This is a genomic window from Tumebacillus permanentifrigoris, from assembly GCF_003148565.1.
GTDB classification, from domain to species: Bacteria; Bacillota; Bacilli; order Tumebacillales; family Tumebacillaceae; genus Tumebacillus; species Tumebacillus permanentifrigoris.
Map to the genome: position 1 here is coordinate 85,195 of NZ_QGGL01000002.1, position 16,483 is coordinate 101,677.

Consider the following 16,483-nt stretch of genomic DNA (forward strand, 5'->3'; position numbering starts at 1 on the left):
TCTCAGAACCTCATTCATCCTCTTCCCTAAGATTGACTTCGACATCAGACGCAGCAGAAGCGGCCTCAGATCTTCCATCAATGGTAGGAAGAATATAATTTGCGATTTCGATTAGAACTCCACGAACTTCATTTGCGATTTCATCTTCACTGTCCAAGGCCATACTTATGCGCTTAGCAAAACCATCCCAATTACTTACTTCAGTTTGATTTTTGAGACTTGGAATCGTCGAAACAATTTTATAAACCCAATTAAGTTCTATATCTTCAAGTCTATCAAGAATATTTCTAAATACAACTCGGACCAATAAATCAGTGTTTTCCAAAATGACATCTTGATCCAAAAGATACTCACCAAAAGCTTCAATAACTTCGATAAGATTATTCATACTGCTTGATGTAACAATCTGGAACAAGTCTCGCGAAAATCTCTTTTTCGCTGAATCATTCAAAAGCGTGATAATAAAATGTAACTCACCTTTTCTCGCTATCTCTGTTCCTTGTTCAAGCACTTCTTTAACATACTCTCGCAGGGCGTCTTCTAAAGGCAACCCGGCATATACTCTCAGATTTTTTTGGTGCAATATGATAGCAAGATCAAGTAAACTATAAGTATTTACAAATACTTCTTTCCATTCATCTTTTGATACTTTTAGTAATCCATCAACAACAGATTTGCTTACCTCGGACTTCTTGATAACAAATAATGAATAAAGATGTGCGTACCATATGTTGAATCTTTCAGATTCGATCAATTCATCAATATTAGTTTTATCATGTAACTCAAAAATCAATGCCTCCATGTCGATATCCTCTACAACGTAGAATATATTTCGGAAGTATTTTACAATATCCTCTGCACTGAAAAAGTCTAATCTGTCTTTTTTCTTTATAGCGCTTTTTACAATCTGTATTGCTAATTTATCTCCAATTTTTTTGCCATAAAGCTTATTATAGACAAACGACTTATCTTTGAGAGACATAATCAATCTTACAAGATCGTTAATCGAATTCGCATTCTTATCAGGTTCATTAGCAATTCCTTGCAGAAGGAGTATCCCTGCAGCAGAATTCCAAACAGAATTGCTGAGTGTGAATTCAGAAGAGTGCATTAACATTGGGATAGCGCACATCATTGCTGCTTTAAATGAATTTTGATCTATCAAGCTTTTCAGATGATGCATCAAATATGCTATTGATAAATCATCATGGATAAAATTTCCAAAATTAGTTTTTCCTTCATTTATAAATTCAAACACAAGGGACATCGATTGAATCACTTCATTTGAAATTAGTATATCATTTCGAAAACGATCTTTTATTGCACTTACAATTTTCGTTTCATCGAGTTGTATATTGTTTCTAGAGAAAACTTGAACACATGACGAAAAGTTTGGTGTCAACTCCCCATTTTGCGCTGAGTTAAGAAAATACGTTTGCATTTCCTCAGCATCTAGTGAACTGGATATCAAGTACTTCTCCAGTTTTCGATACTTTTCTTTTTTGACTAAGCCTTCGCCAATCATTGCAACAACTTCGTTAGAGTTCATCTCAACTTGAAACGCAGAGCTAAACATCCCATCATAATTATATTGTTCAAGAAAAGTGAATACCTTGTAAATTGTTTCAACCCAAACGGAGTAATCTCTATGTGACTTCGATAACGAACTCAATATTTTTTCTACTAATACCTCATCGCGATTATTTTTCATAATTTCAATTAAACCTTCGCCAATTCTCGTACTCATTTCCCAACTCTCAATACCCATAGCAATCTCACTTAGTGTCTCCCAATAGTTTGCTACACTATTTTTAGTAATAAAACCAAAAGGTATTTTCCCATATGTTGCAGCAGTTTCGACCAACAATTTCTGGTTATCTTTAAAGTCATTCTTCAGCTCATCAGCAAGGTTCTCACTGACCTCCCAGAATCCAGGCATCTCACTAAGTCTGCTGATCTCTTCTTGATTATACTTCGTTATTGCGTTCTCTAACCTTGGTTTCATTATGAGTTGCACAGCTTCTTGCTTTGGTACATTGAAATACAGGGATGCTAAATTCTCGTAGTAATCTTCCCCCAATATTTTTGTAACATCGTATTTATCCAAGTCATTGTTCAATAACAATAATTGAATATCTTGATTCGACATCTTCATCGTAACAAATAAAGCTTGATCCGCTATCGGTATTTCATTTCCCCACTGGCGATTTACCGTCCCTAATTGGTTTACGAACACAATAATTTCTCTTGGTGTAATTGGAGATTTTTTAATGCTTACAACTATTTTGTAAAAAATCCGGTATACCTTGTGGAAGTCGACTAGGTCGTGATTAGGAAAAGACTGCACTAATAACTGCTCCATAAAATGTCGCCATTTCGATAAAACTGGAGGAGCAACCTCAAATCTCGCCTGAAACGTCTTATCAAACAATGATGTAGCTAAATTTAATTTATCACTACTGTCTTCCAACTTCAATGTTATTGCCCTAGGATCAAATGGAACCAAAAGCCAAAACTTCTCTTTCCAGTTCCTATCACCCTCATTGTATAGACTTGAAGAAGAGTCCAAAAAAGTTCTCATGGTGGCCCAAACCTTCAAAACCTCATCCGAACTTAGTCTGTCAAGGTTATCTACCACAATTACTAACCTACGTTCATCATTGTTCAAAGCGTCTACCATCAAGGATTCGAATTTTTCCTGAAATTCAATCGATGATGGCTCAGGAGTCTCGCTCGATTCTGTTATAGTCACATTCTCAAATTTATTGACCAACAACGAGACAAAATCCTCCGAAGAGGCTTTTCGGAGCAATTTACGCAAATTGCGAGTCCATTTCCAAGATTTACGTTCTCTTTTATTGGTTTTAAATAGAAACTTCATCTTACTTTGGTAAAACTTCCTCCCCAATTTTATAATAAATATAGAAATAATAATCCCAGCTGGCAATAACGCAATGACTCCCCCAATATAGCTATATATACTAGGGAATGTATCATTTACATCACTACCTAATTTCGTGCCTAATTTATTAAACAAAATAAAACCCGCAGGTACAAGTAAGGTGAGAAATACCATTACTTGACCCCCAGTGGTTAAGCGAGGCATTGATTTTGTTGTTTGTTCTTTATGTTTATTTGACAAACTAGACAATGAAACATTCCATTTTTCCTGATCTTCTAGCCAGCCTTTCCCCAACAACTTCTTGATAGTAAACTCTAAAAATGTTCTTCTCAATAAATTCCCTTCATGCTCCCAAGCATCAAATGTCAGAAGTGTAATATCGCTATCCTTAAGCTGATCTGCTTCTTTGCTGATTAGGTTTATTACGGTAGATTTTCCACTACCCCATGACCCTGTTAAGGCAATGGAGCGTCCACCCTTCTCCTTCAATATCATGGAACTTAATGCGCTTGCTAATCTAGCATGTGCACCAAATTCATCCTTATTAGACGGTATGTCCGAAATTAGTAAAGTTTCACTTTTATCCTTCATTTGAACTCCCCCTTTTAGATAACTACTTTTGTTTTTAAAATTATACCTCTAATCGACAACATTTTCCACAAATATCAAGCCTAAATTCTAAATAATTTCAACAAAGTTATGATTCGGAACCAAAAGAAAACATGAGGCCGATTTCTGTATTTGTTACTTCGGTGTTCCTTCCCATTATAGGCAATGCATCGAGGTCAAGACAAAACACCACCCGCCTCGAAAACAAGAAAAAGCGGACGTCTCGTCTCGAGACATCCGCTTTTTTGCTGCCCGATCAAGGCCGACTAACTAGTAGCTGCCGCCGCCACCAAGACCTGGAACCAGCAGGAAGAACAGAACAAAGATGATCAGGAAGACCACTGCCCACTGCGTGTAACCGCCGAAAGTACCCATTGTGTCACCCCCTGTCCCGTTGTACAAAACCATACTATGGAGGCGGGTCTGGTTTGGACACGGCTAGAGCCTAGTTCCTTTTCCCTGTTGAGGACGCAGGCATTTTTTTCTGCTATTCTGAAGATATGAGGAGGTGCACACGGACGATGGCAAACATGGAACCACTTGGCGAGCAAGCGGTCTTGGTGCGACTCGGCACAGAGATTCGCGAGGAGACGTTTTACGAAGTGCAAGCGTTGGCTGCAAGGTTGGAGGAGCAGCCATTTCCAGGGCTGTGGGAGCTGATCCCGGCCTTCACTACGCTGACAGCATTTTACGACCCGCAGGTCACATCCTACGAGCAAGCCTGCGCCTACTTGGAAAAGGCGCTGCATTCGCTCACGGCGAATTCCGCGCCTCTACACCCACGGACGGTGGAAATCCCCGTCTGTTACGGCGGGGAGTATGGGCCCGACTTGGAGGCTGTGGCCGATCATACCGGACTCGACATCCAGGAAATCATCACCCTCCATACGAGCGTCGAGTACCTCGTCTATATGATCGGATTTGCGCCCGGATTCCCCTATCTCGGCGGCATGCCGGAAGCCATTGCCGCACCCCGCCGCACGGAACCGCGCCTCAAGATCCCTGCAGGTTCGGTCGGCATCGCAGGCCAGCAGACGGGCGTCTATCCGCTGGAAACGCCCGGCGGTTGGCAGATCATCGGACGGACGCCGTTGCACCTGTTCCGCCCCGAGCATGAACGCCCGAGCTTGTTGCAGGCCGGGAATTCCGTGCGGTTTCGCGCCGTCTCAGCCGAGGAGTTCCGCGAGTGTGAGGCAGAGCGCAGATGACCTTGCGCGTCCTGCGCCCAGGGTTGCTGACCACCGTGCAGGACTTGGGACGGCCGGGCTACCAGAACCAAGGCGTAGTCGTCGGCGGCGCGGTCGATCGGTTCGCCCTGCGTGTGGCCAATCTGCTCGTGGGCAATCTGGAGGGAGCCGCCGCGCTGGAGATCACGTTACACGGACCGCGCTTGCACGTGGAGAGCGACGTCTATCTCGCCATCGGCGGTGCTGACCTCTCGCCTGCGCTCGACGGTGAGCCGCTCCCGCTCTGGCGACCCCTGCTCGCTCCACGCGGCACAGTATTGGACTTCGGTGCTCCGCGTCGCGGTTGTCGAGCGTATCTCGCCATCGCAGGCGGTGGTTTTGACGTCCCGGTCGTGCTCGGCAGCCGGAGTGCCTACTTGCGTGCAGGAATCGGACGGGCCTTGGCAAAAGGCGATGTGATCGCGCCGCTTGGCACGCCACCTCGCACCCGTCTTCGAACCTCCGCTTATCTCCACCCCGCCCTGCTCCCGGCGTACTCGCCACATCCCCTTTTGCGCGTGCTGCGCGGGAATCAGTTTGAGACGTTCACGCCGGAGAGTCGGGAACGTTTTTTCCAGACTCGCTATACGGTCACGCCGCACTCCGACCGCATGGGCTGTCGGCTGATGGGCGGCTCGTCGTTGGAACTCCAGCATGCGGAGCAGATGATCTCCGAAGCGGTCACGTCTGGCACGATCCAAGTGCCACCGGCAGGCGGCCCGATCCTGTTGCTCGCCGACCGGCAGACCACGGGCGGGTATCCCAAGATCGGACAGGTTGCCGCCGTCGACTTGCCGTTGGCCGCACAAGTGCCGCCCGGTGGGACGGTGCGTTTTCAGGAGATCTCGTTGGAGGAAGCGCTCTCGCTGTATGTTGCGAGGGAGCGAGCGTTGCTACGGCTCAAACTCGCCCTCGCTTCCCGCTAAACACCTGAACCAAGGGAGGAACCGCCATCATGTATCGTGTCGATTTGAATTGTGACATGGGAGAAAGTTATGGAGTGTATCGAATCGGTCAGGACGAACAGGTTTTGGACATCGTGACCTCGGCGAACATCGCCTGTGGATTCCACGCAGGCGATCCGGCGACGATGCGGCGCACGGTACACCTCGCGTTGGAGCGCGGTGTCGCCATCGGGGCACACCCTGGGCTGCCCGACTTGGTCGGGTTCGGACGCCGACAGTTCGAGATCACTCCGCGTGAGGCGTATGACATGACGATCTACCAGATCGGCTCGCTCGACGCGTTCGCCCGCGCGTCAGGTGTTCAACTCCAACACGTCAAACCACACGGTGCCCTCTACAACATGGCGGCGGTCAACCGCAAACTGGCCGAAGCGATCGCCGAAGCGGTGTACGACCTCGACGGACGGATGATGCTGTTCGGCTTGGCCAGCAGTGAACTGGTCAAAGCAGGCGAACGCATCGGCTTGGTCACGGCACACGAAGTGTTCGCCGACCGCACCTACCAAGCAGACGGCACGCTCACCCCGCGCAACCACGCCCAAGCGCTGATCACCGACCCTGAGCAATCGGTACATCAGGTTCTGCGCCTGATCACCGAAGGCCGTGTCCGCTCCTTGACCGGCGAGGACGTCTCCCTCCAAGCGGACACGATCTGCCTGCACGGAGATGGTGCGCACGCGTTGGCATTCGCACAGCGGATTCGCGAGGCGTTGGAAGCGGAGGACATCTTGGTCGAAGCGTTTCACTTGCAGGAGGCGTAAGGCGTACCGATAGTAAAAAACCTTGAGCGCGTGTGCGCCCAAGGTTTTTTACTGTTGGTAGCGTGCGACGACTTCAGCGGTCTTGTCCCGATAGCGTTCCTTGTCCCAATTGTTGAAGGACGGGTGAGGAACGTCCGGCACGACCTGCCAGTTCGCGGAGTGGACGCCAGCGAGTCGGAAGTACTTCTGCGCGTAAGCACCGCATGGCACGAGGATCAGCCTGCGGTCGACCAACGCTTGCAACCGCGCCCGCAGCTTGTCGAGGATCAAGGCTTGGAGTTCGTTCCACGGGGCGAGCTCCAAGCCTTTTTTCCGATCCGCCCGCAAGCCTTCCAGCAGGGGGAAAAACGCGCCGTGCGCCGCGGGGTCCAAAGTTGTGTTGGCGTAGGCGTTGCTCTGCATCGGGATCTGGCAGACGTTCATCAAGCCGATCCGGTAGCGTTCCGGGTCGCTTTTCACCACCGGTCCGAGTTTGCCGCTCACACCCAACAGGTGCTTCGCCATCGAACCGCCTGACAACCCCGCAACCGGGACTCCATGCAGCAACTCCTGCGTGTGCGGGCTTTCGAGGAGAAAGACCATCCGAGCGTTGTTCGGGATCAGGTCGGGAACCCCGTACTCGACTGCGACCTCTTCAAACTTCTCAGCAAGAGATTGTGTTACTAACATGATGTGGACCACCTACTCCTTCTAGCTACCCCTGTCTAGCAAAACTTGTCTTCTCACGCCCGCCGAAAGTCTATGCTTTTTGAGCGACGAGTGTAAACGTTTTGGGCAGCCCGATGTCGTCGATCTTGGTGTTCGGCTCCTCACTGAGCGAGGTGATAGCGAGCCCGGCTTGCGCAAAGGCGGTGACGATTTCGCCGAGCGTCCACTTGCGATGGCGAACCTTTTTCAACTCGCGCCCATCTGGGAAGTGCTTGCTGTAGGCGACGTCCGCTTCCTCGAATCCGCTCTCGAAGTAGTTGCCTGTCACTTTGTGCTTCTTGCCCTTCGACGTGATCAACTTGGTCGAGATCGGGTGGAAGTCGTGCAACACAAACCTCCCGCCCGGCTTGAGCAGATCGCGGACGACATGCCCGAGCGGCAACAGGTCGATGAAATAGTGCAGGATGCCCAATTCCATCAACACCACGTCATAGTCCCCGGTCAACTCCTCCGCTGGCAGGTCCAGCACATCGGACACAACATAGCGCAACGCCACGCCTGCTTCTCGCGCTACATCCTGCGCGTAGGCGGCATTTTCCCGAGAAATGTCCATCACGGCCGCGTCCGCACCAAGCAACGCCATCGCAATCCCCTTCGCTCCGTGTGAGCCAAGCAGGTTGACCGTCTTTTTCCCGTGCAGATCACCGAGTTGTTCATTCAACGGAGCGAGACGCGCCTCCGGGTCTTTTTTGATCCATGCGGCCGCTTCGGCTGGGCTACCGTAGCGATGCACCCACGCATCGTAGGTGCTCTGGTTCCACGCTTCTGCATTGATCTGGCTGTGTTCGCGCTGCAGGTTCCGCAGGAACTTCGCGATCAACAACGTGCGCGGGTCCGCACTTCCCCACGTGCGGCGGTAGAAATCAAACGACTTCACATAGAGCTTCTGCCCCTCATGGACGATGCTCCAGCGGTCGATGTTGGTCAGAATCACCGTGTTGTAGCGGCAGAGGATCGTGGTCGGCACCCCATCGCGCGTGAACGACAAACTCGACCAGCCCTTGCCGCTGTCTTCCTGTGCCTCATCTGTAGCAAACAGACGGCGTGCGTCTGTGAATTGATCCCATTGAATCTCCACCGTGAGTCGTTCCAGCTCGATGCCCTCGACCCCTTGCGCCCAGAGCGCCGACTCTTCCACGACCATATAAGCAATCCCCGCGCCTTCCAGCTCGGAGACAAGCGCGTGCAACACCGGCCACCACGTTTGTACCATGAAATCTGTCACCTCAAATTCGATCTTTTTTCCATGCCTTAGCTTACCTGAACTTGGTTCGGAACACAAGAATCGGCAAGCTCAGCCTGAACCCTGACCCAAAGCGTTCCCCCTAGACATGATGTGCTGCAACGCAACCTGAACGACTTGAAAAATCGCTTCTCTTTTAATAGAAGCTCGTGAAAACGGGATCATCATCCGCACGTTCGCATCTTCACGCTGACGATTTCGCTGACTTTTTACTCGTAACTAAAGTAAATTCCTAATTAATAAAATCCAACCGCACCTGTGTATGCGGTTGGATTATTTTAATTGACAAAATGTAATTTTCGTTATAACATTTCGTATGCGAAACATTTTTATTCGATTCATGTTCATTTCGAAACATTCTAAGGAGGAGAGAGAAACAGATGAGCAACACTAACTTTCGCCGCATGATCCTGATCAACGTACTCATTGTGGTCGTGCTGGTCGCCGGAGGTTTCGCCGGGTACTACTTCTACAATCAATCGGTAACCTACCTGAGCACCGACAATGCCAAGATCGACGGGCAAGCGGTCACGATCGCACCGCCAGTCGCAGGCAAACTCGTCGAATGGAACGGCGAGGTCGGCAAGAGCTATTCCGCTGGGGACAAGATCGGCGCTGTGGAAACTGCACAGGGTAAAGTCGACATCACCGTGCCGGATACGGTCACCCTCGTCACCTCGAACGCAGTCAAAAACGCATTCGTCGGAGCAGGCTCCCCCCTTGCGTATGCCTTTAACCTCGACCATCTGCGCGTGACGGCAAACATCAAGGAAACCGATCTCGACGATGTCGAAGCCGGCCAAACTGTCGATGTATACGTCGACGCCTACGAAGGCACCACGCTGACAGGCAAAGTTTCCACCGTCGGTCTGACCACCGCCAATACCTTCTCGCTGTTGCCAGCTTCCAACACCACAGGCAACTTCACCAAGGTTACGCAAGTCATCCCGGTCACCGTCACCCTCGACGGGTACAAAGGGCTGGAACTCGCACCTGGCATGAACGTCACCGTGCGCATCCACAAATAGAGAGCGGGTGAAACGCAATGACCGCATTTCTTTGGGGATATGGCGCGTTTGCCGTGCTGCTGCTCCTGCTGGTGAACGGCTTCCTGCGCCGCAGAGCCAGCCGCATGGCACAGCGAACGAAACTTGAACCACATGCAGCATCACCATCTGGTCGTCCTGCCGCAACTCCCGCTTCCTCGGGCGCTCCCGACCTTTCGAACCTGAAAATCGGAAAGTTGCTCGCTGTCGTGTTGCTCGGCGGTTTTGTGGCCGTCCTAAATCAATCGTTGCTGAACATCGCGTTGCCGCACATGATGAACGACCTGAACGTTTCAGCGACGACGATCAACTGGCTGATCACAGGCTATATGTTGATGAACGGTGTCACGATCCCGCTGTCCTCGTTCTTGACGCGGCGCTTCGGCACGCGCAATCTGTTCATTTTTGCCATCCTGCTGTTCACACTGGGCGCGATCATCTGCGCAGCCTCGCCAGGCTTCACGCTGATCCTCGTCGGGCGATTTGTCCAAGCCGGCGGTGCTGGCTTGATCATGCCGCTGATGATGAACGTCGTCCTCACCGTCTTCCCGCCGGAAAAACGCGGCATGGCGATGGGTCTGGCGGGCGTCGTCGTCATCTTTGCCCCGGCGATCGGGCCTACCCTCGCAGGCTGGGTTGTCCAAAACTACTCGTGGCGGCTCCTGTTCATCCTCGTCATCCCGATTGGGATCATCGACCTCCTGATCGCGTTGACCTGGATGAAGGACGTTACCGAGCGCGTGCGCGAGAAGTTCGACCTGTGGGGCTTTCTCTTTTCGACGATCGGTTTTGGCGACTTGCTGTTCGGGTTTAGCAAGGCCGGTTCTGCCGGTTGGACGAGCCCGCAAGTTCTGATCCCGATCGTCGTCGGCATCATCGGTCTCGCGCTCTTCGTCTGGCGCGAACTGACCACCGACGAACCGATGCTCGACCTGCGCGCCTTCGGGTACAGCGTGTTCACGCTGGCGATCATCGTCTCCTCGCTGATGTACATGGCGATGATTGCTGCGATGGTGCTGCTCCCGATCTACCTGCAGAACATCCGCGGGTTTACGCCCGTCGAATCGGGACTCCTGCTGTTGCCGGGCGCCCTGATGATGGCTGTGTTTTCCCCGATCGCAGGCGGCCTGATGAACCGGATCGGTGCGCGTCCACTGATCGTGACCGGCTTGGTGATCTCCGTGATCACCACATGGCAATTCACCCATCTGTCGGCCGACACATCGTATGGCACCATCCTCGTCCTGAACTCGATTCGGATGATCGGGATGGCGTTGATGATGATGACGACCACGACGGAAGGTCTCAATCAATTGCCGGAACGCTTGGGAAGTCACGGAACCGCGCTCTCCAACACGTTCCAACAGGTTTTTGCGTCGCTGGGCACCGCGCTGCTGGTCACGATCATGACCACGCACGCCACGTACCACGCCGCCTCGCTTGCCAACGAGATGACCACCACCAACCCCTTGCTCTACCAGCAACTCGGACGTTTGGGCCAAGGTGTGGCCGTATCAACCGGGCTGTCTGCGCAGGCAAGCAACTCACTCGTCAGCGTACTGATGAATGGCCTCATCGTGAAGGAATCGACCATTCAGGGCATCAACGACGCCTTTGTCGTCGGTACGGCGCTCACGGCGGCCGCACTTCTGACCTCGCTCTTCATGCGTCGATCCAAAGCCAAAGTTGTCTCACAGCCGGCAGAAGGGTATCATGAAGCGTAACAGCATCCCGAGGGAGGCTTTACGATGACTACTTTGCCAGAACTAGAGAAAATCAAGCGATGTACGATGCCGTTTCGTGAATTGAATCGGGTCTTGTTTCAACTTCGGACCCTCGATGCAGATCGAGTCGGCATCACACCCCAGCAGTTGATGGTGTTGAATGAAGTTCGCAACAACCCGGGGATCGGGCTCGATCAGTTGAGTGAGCACGTACAACTCGCCAGCAGCACGTTGAGCGGCATCGTGGATCGGTTGGTCAAGTCAGACCTGTTGCGACGCGAGCGTTCCACACGCGACCGACGCCAGCTGGAATTGCACCTCTCGCCGAGTGGGTTGGAGAAATTGCAAGAAGCCTACGATCCGGAGAAGTCCGTCCTGCTGCAACGGATGGCGGTCGCGCTGGAGATGCCCGCGCAAGACATTGAGACGATGATCCGGATTCAAAACCAATTCCTAGCCCGTTTGCGCGGGACGGAGGAACTGGAGCGCACATAAACAGGCTGGTGCGGAGCGCGAAACGGACAGGTTTCCCGTAGGATACAGTAGTCCTACGAGAAAGGAGGAGTTGTTTGTTATGGCACTCTCCCCTTGCCACGTCCGCAAGCACGTGGGCCGTCATGTGTGCATCACCTGCCACGACGGCGCACGACACTATGGCGTCGTCCACAGCGTCACCCGCGACGGAGTCTACCTGCAACGCACGCCCTACGGCGGTAGCGTCTCCGCTCAAGCTGATGAATCGACGGTCCAACATGCCGATCGCCCGCACGCGGTTGACGGCGAATCGGTTTTCTTCCCCCTGCTGTTCCTGCCTCTGGTCGCGCTCGCCGTAGTCGCTGCCACCGCACCGTATCGGTACGGTTATGGTGGGTACTACTGGTAAGCATAAAAATCCCGCCCCCTATTCGGAGGCGGGATTTTTTACTCGTTCGCGAAAGACCACATGTTCGAGGAACAAGCAGAGCAGCAGCCCGACCAAAATGCCGTTGGCGACCAAGTTGCGCAGCCAAGGATCGAGTGTGGCGATCGCGCTGGGCGGGAGGAACATCACGCCGATGCCCACCATCAGCGAGAAGCCGATCACCTGCAAGTTGCGCGGGGAGGGTTCCAATGACATCAAGTCGCGGATGCCAAAGCCCATCATCTGGGCGAACGGCACAAACAGGGCCGCATACGCCACCTCAGATGGCAACGTGGCGAAAAAATCCCCGATGATCGGGAACAGCCCACTGAGCGCTACCATCGTCGCCCCGATCAGGAACGGGCGCTTGGAGCGGATGCCCGTCGTCGAGATGAAGCCTGCTGATACGGAGAGCGGTACGGGGCCGATCGTGGCGAACATCCCTGACAACACCGAGCCGATCCCATTGCCCCGCAATCCGCGTCGGTAGGTGTCCGAGGAGATCTCTTGGCCGAGCGTGCGGGCGACGACGAGGATCGAGGCGACGACGTTCGAGATCAGAATCACCCCGGTCAGCACCGAGGTCAACACGATGCCCGTGTCCCAGATCGGAGTGCCCCAAGCGAAGAGCTGTGGCAGGGCGAACCAGTGCGTGGCCTCCCCTGTCGCCTCGCGATCGAGATACCCAAAGGCGGCAAACAGCGCCCACCCGATCACGATCCCGATCAACGGCCCCATGCTTCGCCAGAGACCCCGTCCCTTGAGCGAGAGCATCAACACGATCAAGATCACGCCAAGCGACATCAGCACCACCGTGCCATCGATACCACCTGTGCGAGTGATGCCGAGCATGCCTTTGAAAAACGACCCGCTGAGCGAGACGACCAGCAGTATGAGATAGACTCCGGTGACGAGCGGAGTAAACAGATCTCGCAGGCGTCCCATCAGCGGCAAGAGGCTGAGCAACACCAGCACAACTCCGGCGATGATCATCCCCATCTCCAATTGCCGGAGCACCGCGCCCTTGTCACCACCTGTTGCGACGGCCGCCAAGGTCAGGAACAACGCCCACCACATGCCGGCCGCCCCTTCGATCAGCGGCAAGCGATGACCGACTAGCACTTGCAACAGCGTCATGCCACCGCTGACCAGCAAGATCCGCTGTACCAGCGACGACACATCCCCTGCTGGCAGATCGAACGCAGCTCCGACGACGATCGGGGCGGCGATGGTGTTCGCCAACAAAAACACCATCCACTGCACACTCTGCAACCAGAGCATCGTCCCGCGTGGAGCTGGTTCGCGCAACGCTTGATCAGAATGGCTCTTTGGTTCACTCATGCGATGCGCCTCCTTTTTCTCTCTCTACGATACGTATTCTTCGAGCCACAGGAGAAATTCCGCCAAGGTGACAAACTGGTGCTCAGGTTCTGCTTGATCCGCTGGCCACGGGTGACACCCACGCCGCCAGACGGGTGTGATCCCGGCAAACTCTGCCCCGCCTACATCGTTTTGCGGGTGGTCTCCTACATAGATCGCCTCCTCCGCCTCCACACCCAACGCTTCTAACGCCAACAGGAAAATCAGCGGGTCCGGCTTTTCATACCCCACCTCTGCCGAAATCAACGTCACGTCAAAATAGTCTCGGATGCCCAACAAGTCGAGCTTGGCGTTTTGACGCTCGCTCTGCCCGTTGGTAATCAGCCCGAGGCGATACCCGCGAACCGCGAGTTGGTTCAACAGCGTGAACAGCCCGTTCATCGGCTCCACCACTTGCGGGAACACCGTGTTCCAGTGCTCGATCAACGCCTCCACAGCGGGGCGTTTTTTCCAAGGCAAGGTCGCCAACAGATCGTGGAATTTGTCACGCCCTCGGTATCCGCCACCGTCCGTTTCGACGATCGCGCGTTCAAGCTGTTCCAACGTCAGCTCGTCCAACGCGTCCGCAAAGTCTGCTGCGAACCGCGCCGCGTACTTCGGCATCGTCGCCCTGCGGTCGATCAGCGTGTCGTCGAGGTCAAACAAAATCGCCTGTACCGCCATAACTGCTTCCCCCTTTGTAAAAAAAGCCGTCGGACGCCCCGACGGCTTTTGTGTTATAGCTGCTTCATCGCGTCACGAGACGCTTCCAACGTGCGGTCGATGTCCGCATCAGTATGGGCCAGCGAGAGGAATCCCGCCTCCAACTGCGAAGGTGCGAGGTAGACACCGCGCTCCAACATCAGCGAGAAGTACTTCGCATACCGCTCCAAATTGCATAGCTTCGCCGTGTCATAGTCCACAACTTCCTGTTCGGAGAAGAACGTGCCCATCATCCCGCCGACATACGCGCCGGTGACCGGGAGCCCCAGTTCTTGGCCCGTCGCGAGGAAACCCTCGACGAGGCGCTTGCCCATCGCTTCGAGGCGGTCATACGCACCCGGTTCCCCGAGCATCTTCAGCGTGGTGTAGCCAGCGATCATCGCCAACGGATTGCCAGACAGCGTGCCCGCTTGGTAGATCGGGCCTGCCGGGGCGATCATCTCCATGATCTCACGCTTGCCGCCATATGCGCCGACCGGAAGGCCGCCACCTATGACTTTGCCGAGCGTGGTCAGATCCGGTTCGATGTTGTAGAGCGCTTGGACGCCGCCGTAGGCCGCACGGAAGCCGGTCATGACTTCGTCGAAGATCAACAGGGTGCCGTACTGGCGAGTGATCTCCCGGATTTGTTGCAGATAGCCCTCACGCGGTTTGACCAGACCCATGTTGCCGCAGATCGGTTCGAGGATCACCGCCGCGATGTCGTCGCCAAACTTCTCGAACGCCAGTTTCAGGCTGTCGAAGTCGTTGAACGGAACGGTCAGCGTGTTCGACGCTACGGAGTCGGGCACGCCCGGAGAGTCGGGCAGGCCGAGCGTGGCCACGCCAGAGCCCGCTTTGATCAGCAACGAGTCCGCATGGCCGTGGTAGCAGCCTTCGAACTTGAGGATCTTGGAGCGATTGGTGTAGCCGCGTGCCAGACGCAGGGCGGACATCGTCGCTTCGGTGCCCGAGTTGACCATGCGCACGACTTCAACAGACGGCATGATCTCGGTGACGAGTTGTGCCATCTCCGTTTCCAGCAAGGTCGGCGCACCGAACGAGGTGCCTTTTAGCGCGTATTCGTTGATCGCATGGACAACTTCCGGGTGGGCGTGGCCGAGGATCAGCGGGCCCCAAGACAAGCAGTAGTCGATGTATTCGTTGCCGTCGATGTCGTACATTTTTGAGCCGGCACCGCGCTCGATGAACACAGGCGAGCCTCCGACAGCGCGGAAGGCCCGCACCGGAGAGTTGACGCCACCGGGGATCAGTTTTTTCGCTTCGGCAAATGCCGTTTCGGAACGAGTGTAGCCTTTGTGCATCGGTGTCACCTCGCGGAAAATAGAGTTTAGTTGCCTTCTTGCAGATAGCGCGCTACGTCTTTGGCGAAGTAGGTCATGATGATGTCTGCACCTGCGCGTTTCATGCCGAGCAGCGTCTCCATCACGACGCTTTTTTCATCGATCCAACCGTTTTGCGCGGCTGCTTTGATCATCGCGTACTCACCCGAAACGTTATAGGCCACGATCGGCAGTTCATAGCGATCGCGCAGTTGACGGATGATGTCCAAGTAGGCGAGCGCCGGTTTGACCATCAGGAAGTCTGCCCCCTCCTCGACATCCGAGTCTGCTTCGCGGAGCGCTTCACGACCATTCGCCGGATCCATCTGGTAGGTCTTGCGGTCGCCAAAGGAAGGTGCGGAGTGCGCCGCTTCACGGAACGGACCGTAGTAGGCCGAGGAGTATTTCACCGCGTAGGACATGATCGGGATCTCGGTGTAGCCATGTTCGTCCAGCGTGTGACGGATCGCGGCGATGCGACCGTCCATCATGTCGGACGGTGCGACGATGTCCGCACCTGCTTGGACGTGGGACAGCGCCGTTTTCGCGATCAATTCCAGCGAAGCGTCGTTGAGGATCTGCTCGCCTTCGACGATGCCACAGTGACCTGCCGGGTTGTACTGGCAGAGACAGACGTCGGTGATCACGACGAGCTGCGGGAATTCCTGCTTGATCATGCGGATCGCTTGTTGCACGATGCCTTGCTCCGCGTAGGCTTGGGAACTGCACTCGTCCTTGTGCTCCGGGACGCCGAACAGGATGACCGACGGGATGCCGAGGTCGACCACCTCTTGCATCTCCACTTTCAAGGTATCGAGCGAAAAATGGTAGACGCCCGGCATCGAGCGGATTTCAGTTTTGATCCCTTGGCCTTCGACTGCAAATACCGGGTAGAGCAGATCGTTGGTCGTCAATTGATTTTCGCGCACCATCGCGCGGATGCCAGCACTGCGGCGCAGGCGGCGGTGGCGTTGGAAGTTGAACTGGCTCATGT

General features: G+C 53.8%; 14 protein-coding genes. 7 read left to right on the forward strand and 7 right to left on the reverse strand.

What is annotated here, in order from left to right; translation table 11 throughout:
- Positions 1 to 10: 10 nt before the first annotated feature.
- Positions 11 to 3,493, reverse strand: coding sequence for a P-loop NTPase fold protein (locus tag C7459_RS02570; protein WP_109686027.1), 3,483 nt, complete (start codon positions 3,491 to 3,493; stop codon positions 11 to 13).
- Positions 3,494 to 4,032: 539 nt separating this feature from the next.
- Here C7459_RS02570 and pxpB point away from each other — a divergent pair.
- From pxpB to C7459_RS02585, 3 genes are read left to right on the forward strand one after another with little or no spacing between them, the layout of a single operon-like run.
- The gene (gene pxpB / locus C7459_RS02575) at positions 4,033 to 4,719 is read left to right on the forward strand and encodes a 5-oxoprolinase subunit PxpB (RefSeq protein WP_245884369.1); all 687 of its coding nucleotides are present in this window, start codon (positions 4,033 to 4,035) and stop codon (positions 4,717 to 4,719) included.
- Positions 4,716 to 5,663 carry a 5-oxoprolinase subunit C family protein gene (locus C7459_RS02580; protein WP_109686032.1) on the forward strand — a complete coding sequence of 316 codons (948 nt, stop codon included), beginning with the start codon at positions 4,716 to 4,718 and terminating at the stop codon, positions 5,661 to 5,663. Before pxpB ends, C7459_RS02580 begins: the two co-directional genes overlap by 4 nt.
- Positions 5,664 to 5,692: 29 nt before the next feature.
- Positions 5,693 to 6,463 carry a LamB/YcsF family protein gene (locus C7459_RS02585; protein ID WP_109686034.1) on the forward strand — a complete coding sequence of 257 codons (771 nt, stop codon included), beginning with the start codon at positions 5,693 to 5,695 and terminating at the stop codon, positions 6,461 to 6,463.
- A 48-nt stretch (positions 6,464 to 6,511) separates the two neighbouring features.
- On the opposite strand, the gene C7459_RS02590 is transcribed toward C7459_RS02585, so the two are convergent.
- Positions 6,512 to 7,132: a uracil-DNA glycosylase family protein gene (locus C7459_RS02590; RefSeq protein ID WP_109686035.1), complete on the reverse strand. Its 621-nt coding sequence runs from the start codon at positions 7,130 to 7,132 to the stop codon at positions 6,512 to 6,514.
- Positions 7,133 to 7,202: 70 nt separating this feature from the next.
- Complete coding sequence (locus tag C7459_RS02595) at positions 7,203 to 8,384, reverse strand: class I SAM-dependent methyltransferase (RefSeq protein ID WP_245884370.1); 1,182 nt, start codon at positions 8,382 to 8,384, stop codon at positions 7,203 to 7,205.
- Between the two features lie 410 nt (positions 8,385 to 8,794).
- Between C7459_RS02595 and C7459_RS02600 the strand changes: the two genes are divergently transcribed.
- From C7459_RS02600 to C7459_RS02615, 4 genes are all read left to right on the forward strand, one after another.
- On the forward strand, positions 8,795 to 9,442 hold the full coding sequence (locus tag C7459_RS02600; protein WP_245884371.1) for an HlyD family secretion protein: 648 nt from the start codon (positions 8,795 to 8,797) through the stop codon (positions 9,440 to 9,442).
- Positions 9,443 to 9,459: 17 nt separating this feature from the next.
- Positions 9,460 to 11,184 (forward strand): DHA2 family efflux MFS transporter permease subunit, encoded by a 1,725-nt coding sequence (locus tag C7459_RS02605; protein WP_109686037.1) that lies wholly within the window; start codon positions 9,460 to 9,462, stop codon positions 11,182 to 11,184.
- Between the two features lie 24 nt (positions 11,185 to 11,208).
- The gene (locus C7459_RS02610; protein ID WP_109686040.1) at positions 11,209 to 11,679 is read left to right on the forward strand and encodes a MarR family winged helix-turn-helix transcriptional regulator; all 471 of its coding nucleotides are present in this window, start codon (positions 11,209 to 11,211) and stop codon (positions 11,677 to 11,679) included.
- Positions 11,680 to 11,758: 79 nt separating this feature from the next.
- Entirely contained in the window at positions 11,759 to 12,067 is a 309-nt protein-coding gene (locus C7459_RS02615; RefSeq protein ID WP_109686042.1) for a hypothetical protein, read from the forward strand.
- 18 nt (positions 12,068 to 12,085) lie between these two features.
- Here the strand turns inward: C7459_RS02615 and C7459_RS02620 are convergent, their stop codons facing one another.
- The 4 genes from C7459_RS02620 to hemB are packed head-to-tail and all read right to left on the reverse strand — an operon-like array spanning position 12,086 to position 16,481.
- The gene (locus tag C7459_RS02620; RefSeq protein ID WP_109686044.1) at positions 12,086 to 13,426 is read right to left on the reverse strand and encodes a purine/pyrimidine permease; all 1,341 of its coding nucleotides are present in this window, start codon (positions 13,424 to 13,426) and stop codon (positions 12,086 to 12,088) included.
- A gap of 24 nt (positions 13,427 to 13,450) precedes the next feature.
- On the reverse strand, positions 13,451 to 14,128 hold the full coding sequence (locus C7459_RS02625) for an HAD family hydrolase (protein WP_109686046.1): 678 nt from the start codon (positions 14,126 to 14,128) through the stop codon (positions 13,451 to 13,453).
- A gap of 53 nt (positions 14,129 to 14,181) precedes the next feature.
- Positions 14,182 to 15,471 carry a glutamate-1-semialdehyde 2,1-aminomutase gene (hemL, locus tag C7459_RS02630; protein ID WP_109686048.1) on the reverse strand — a complete coding sequence of 430 codons (1,290 nt, stop codon included), beginning with the start codon at positions 15,469 to 15,471 and terminating at the stop codon, positions 14,182 to 14,184.
- 26 nt (positions 15,472 to 15,497) lie between these two features.
- Positions 15,498 to 16,481: a porphobilinogen synthase gene (hemB, locus tag C7459_RS02635; RefSeq protein WP_109686050.1), complete on the reverse strand. Its 984-nt coding sequence runs from the start codon at positions 16,479 to 16,481 to the stop codon at positions 15,498 to 15,500.
- Positions 16,482 to 16,483 lie beyond the last annotated feature (2 nt).

What these genes read in the sequence shown, in the direction of transcription:
- C7459_RS02570 (WP_109686027.1), bottom strand. Translation starts at nt 3,493, where the DNA reads ATGAAGGATAAAAGTGAAACTTTACTAATTTCGGACATACCGTCTAAT.
- pxpB (WP_245884369.1), top strand. Translation starts at nt 4,033, where the DNA reads ATGGCAAACATGGAACCACTTGGCGAGCAAGCGGTCTTGGTGCGACTC.
- C7459_RS02580 (WP_109686032.1), top strand. Translation starts at nt 4,716, where the DNA reads ATGACCTTGCGCGTCCTGCGCCCAGGGTTGCTGACCACCGTGCAGGAC.
- C7459_RS02585 (WP_109686034.1), top strand. Translation starts at nt 5,693, where the DNA reads ATGTATCGTGTCGATTTGAATTGTGACATGGGAGAAAGTTATGGAGTG.
- C7459_RS02590 (WP_109686035.1), bottom strand. Translation starts at nt 7,132, where the DNA reads ATGTTAGTAACACAATCTCTTGCTGAGAAGTTTGAAGAGGTCGCAGTC.
- C7459_RS02595 (WP_245884370.1), bottom strand. Translation starts at nt 8,384, where the DNA reads ATGGTACAAACGTGGTGGCCGGTGTTGCACGCGCTTGTCTCCGAGCTG.
- C7459_RS02600 (WP_245884371.1), top strand. Translation starts at nt 8,795, where the DNA reads ATGAGCAACACTAACTTTCGCCGCATGATCCTGATCAACGTACTCATT.
- C7459_RS02605 (WP_109686037.1), top strand. Translation starts at nt 9,460, where the DNA reads ATGACCGCATTTCTTTGGGGATATGGCGCGTTTGCCGTGCTGCTGCTC.
- C7459_RS02610 (WP_109686040.1), top strand. Translation starts at nt 11,209, where the DNA reads ATGACTACTTTGCCAGAACTAGAGAAAATCAAGCGATGTACGATGCCG.
- C7459_RS02615 (WP_109686042.1), top strand. Translation starts at nt 11,759, where the DNA reads ATGGCACTCTCCCCTTGCCACGTCCGCAAGCACGTGGGCCGTCATGTG.
- C7459_RS02620 (WP_109686044.1), bottom strand. Translation starts at nt 13,426, where the DNA reads ATGAGTGAACCAAAGAGCCATTCTGATCAAGCGTTGCGCGAACCAGCT.
- C7459_RS02625 (WP_109686046.1), bottom strand. Translation starts at nt 14,128, where the DNA reads ATGGCGGTACAGGCGATTTTGTTTGACCTCGACGACACGCTGATCGAC.
- hemL (WP_109686048.1), bottom strand. Translation starts at nt 15,471, where the DNA reads ATGCACAAAGGCTACACTCGTTCCGAAACGGCATTTGCCGAAGCGAAA.
- hemB (WP_109686050.1), bottom strand. Translation starts at nt 16,481, where the DNA reads ATGAGCCAGTTCAACTTCCAACGCCACCGCCGCCTGCGCCGCAGTGCT.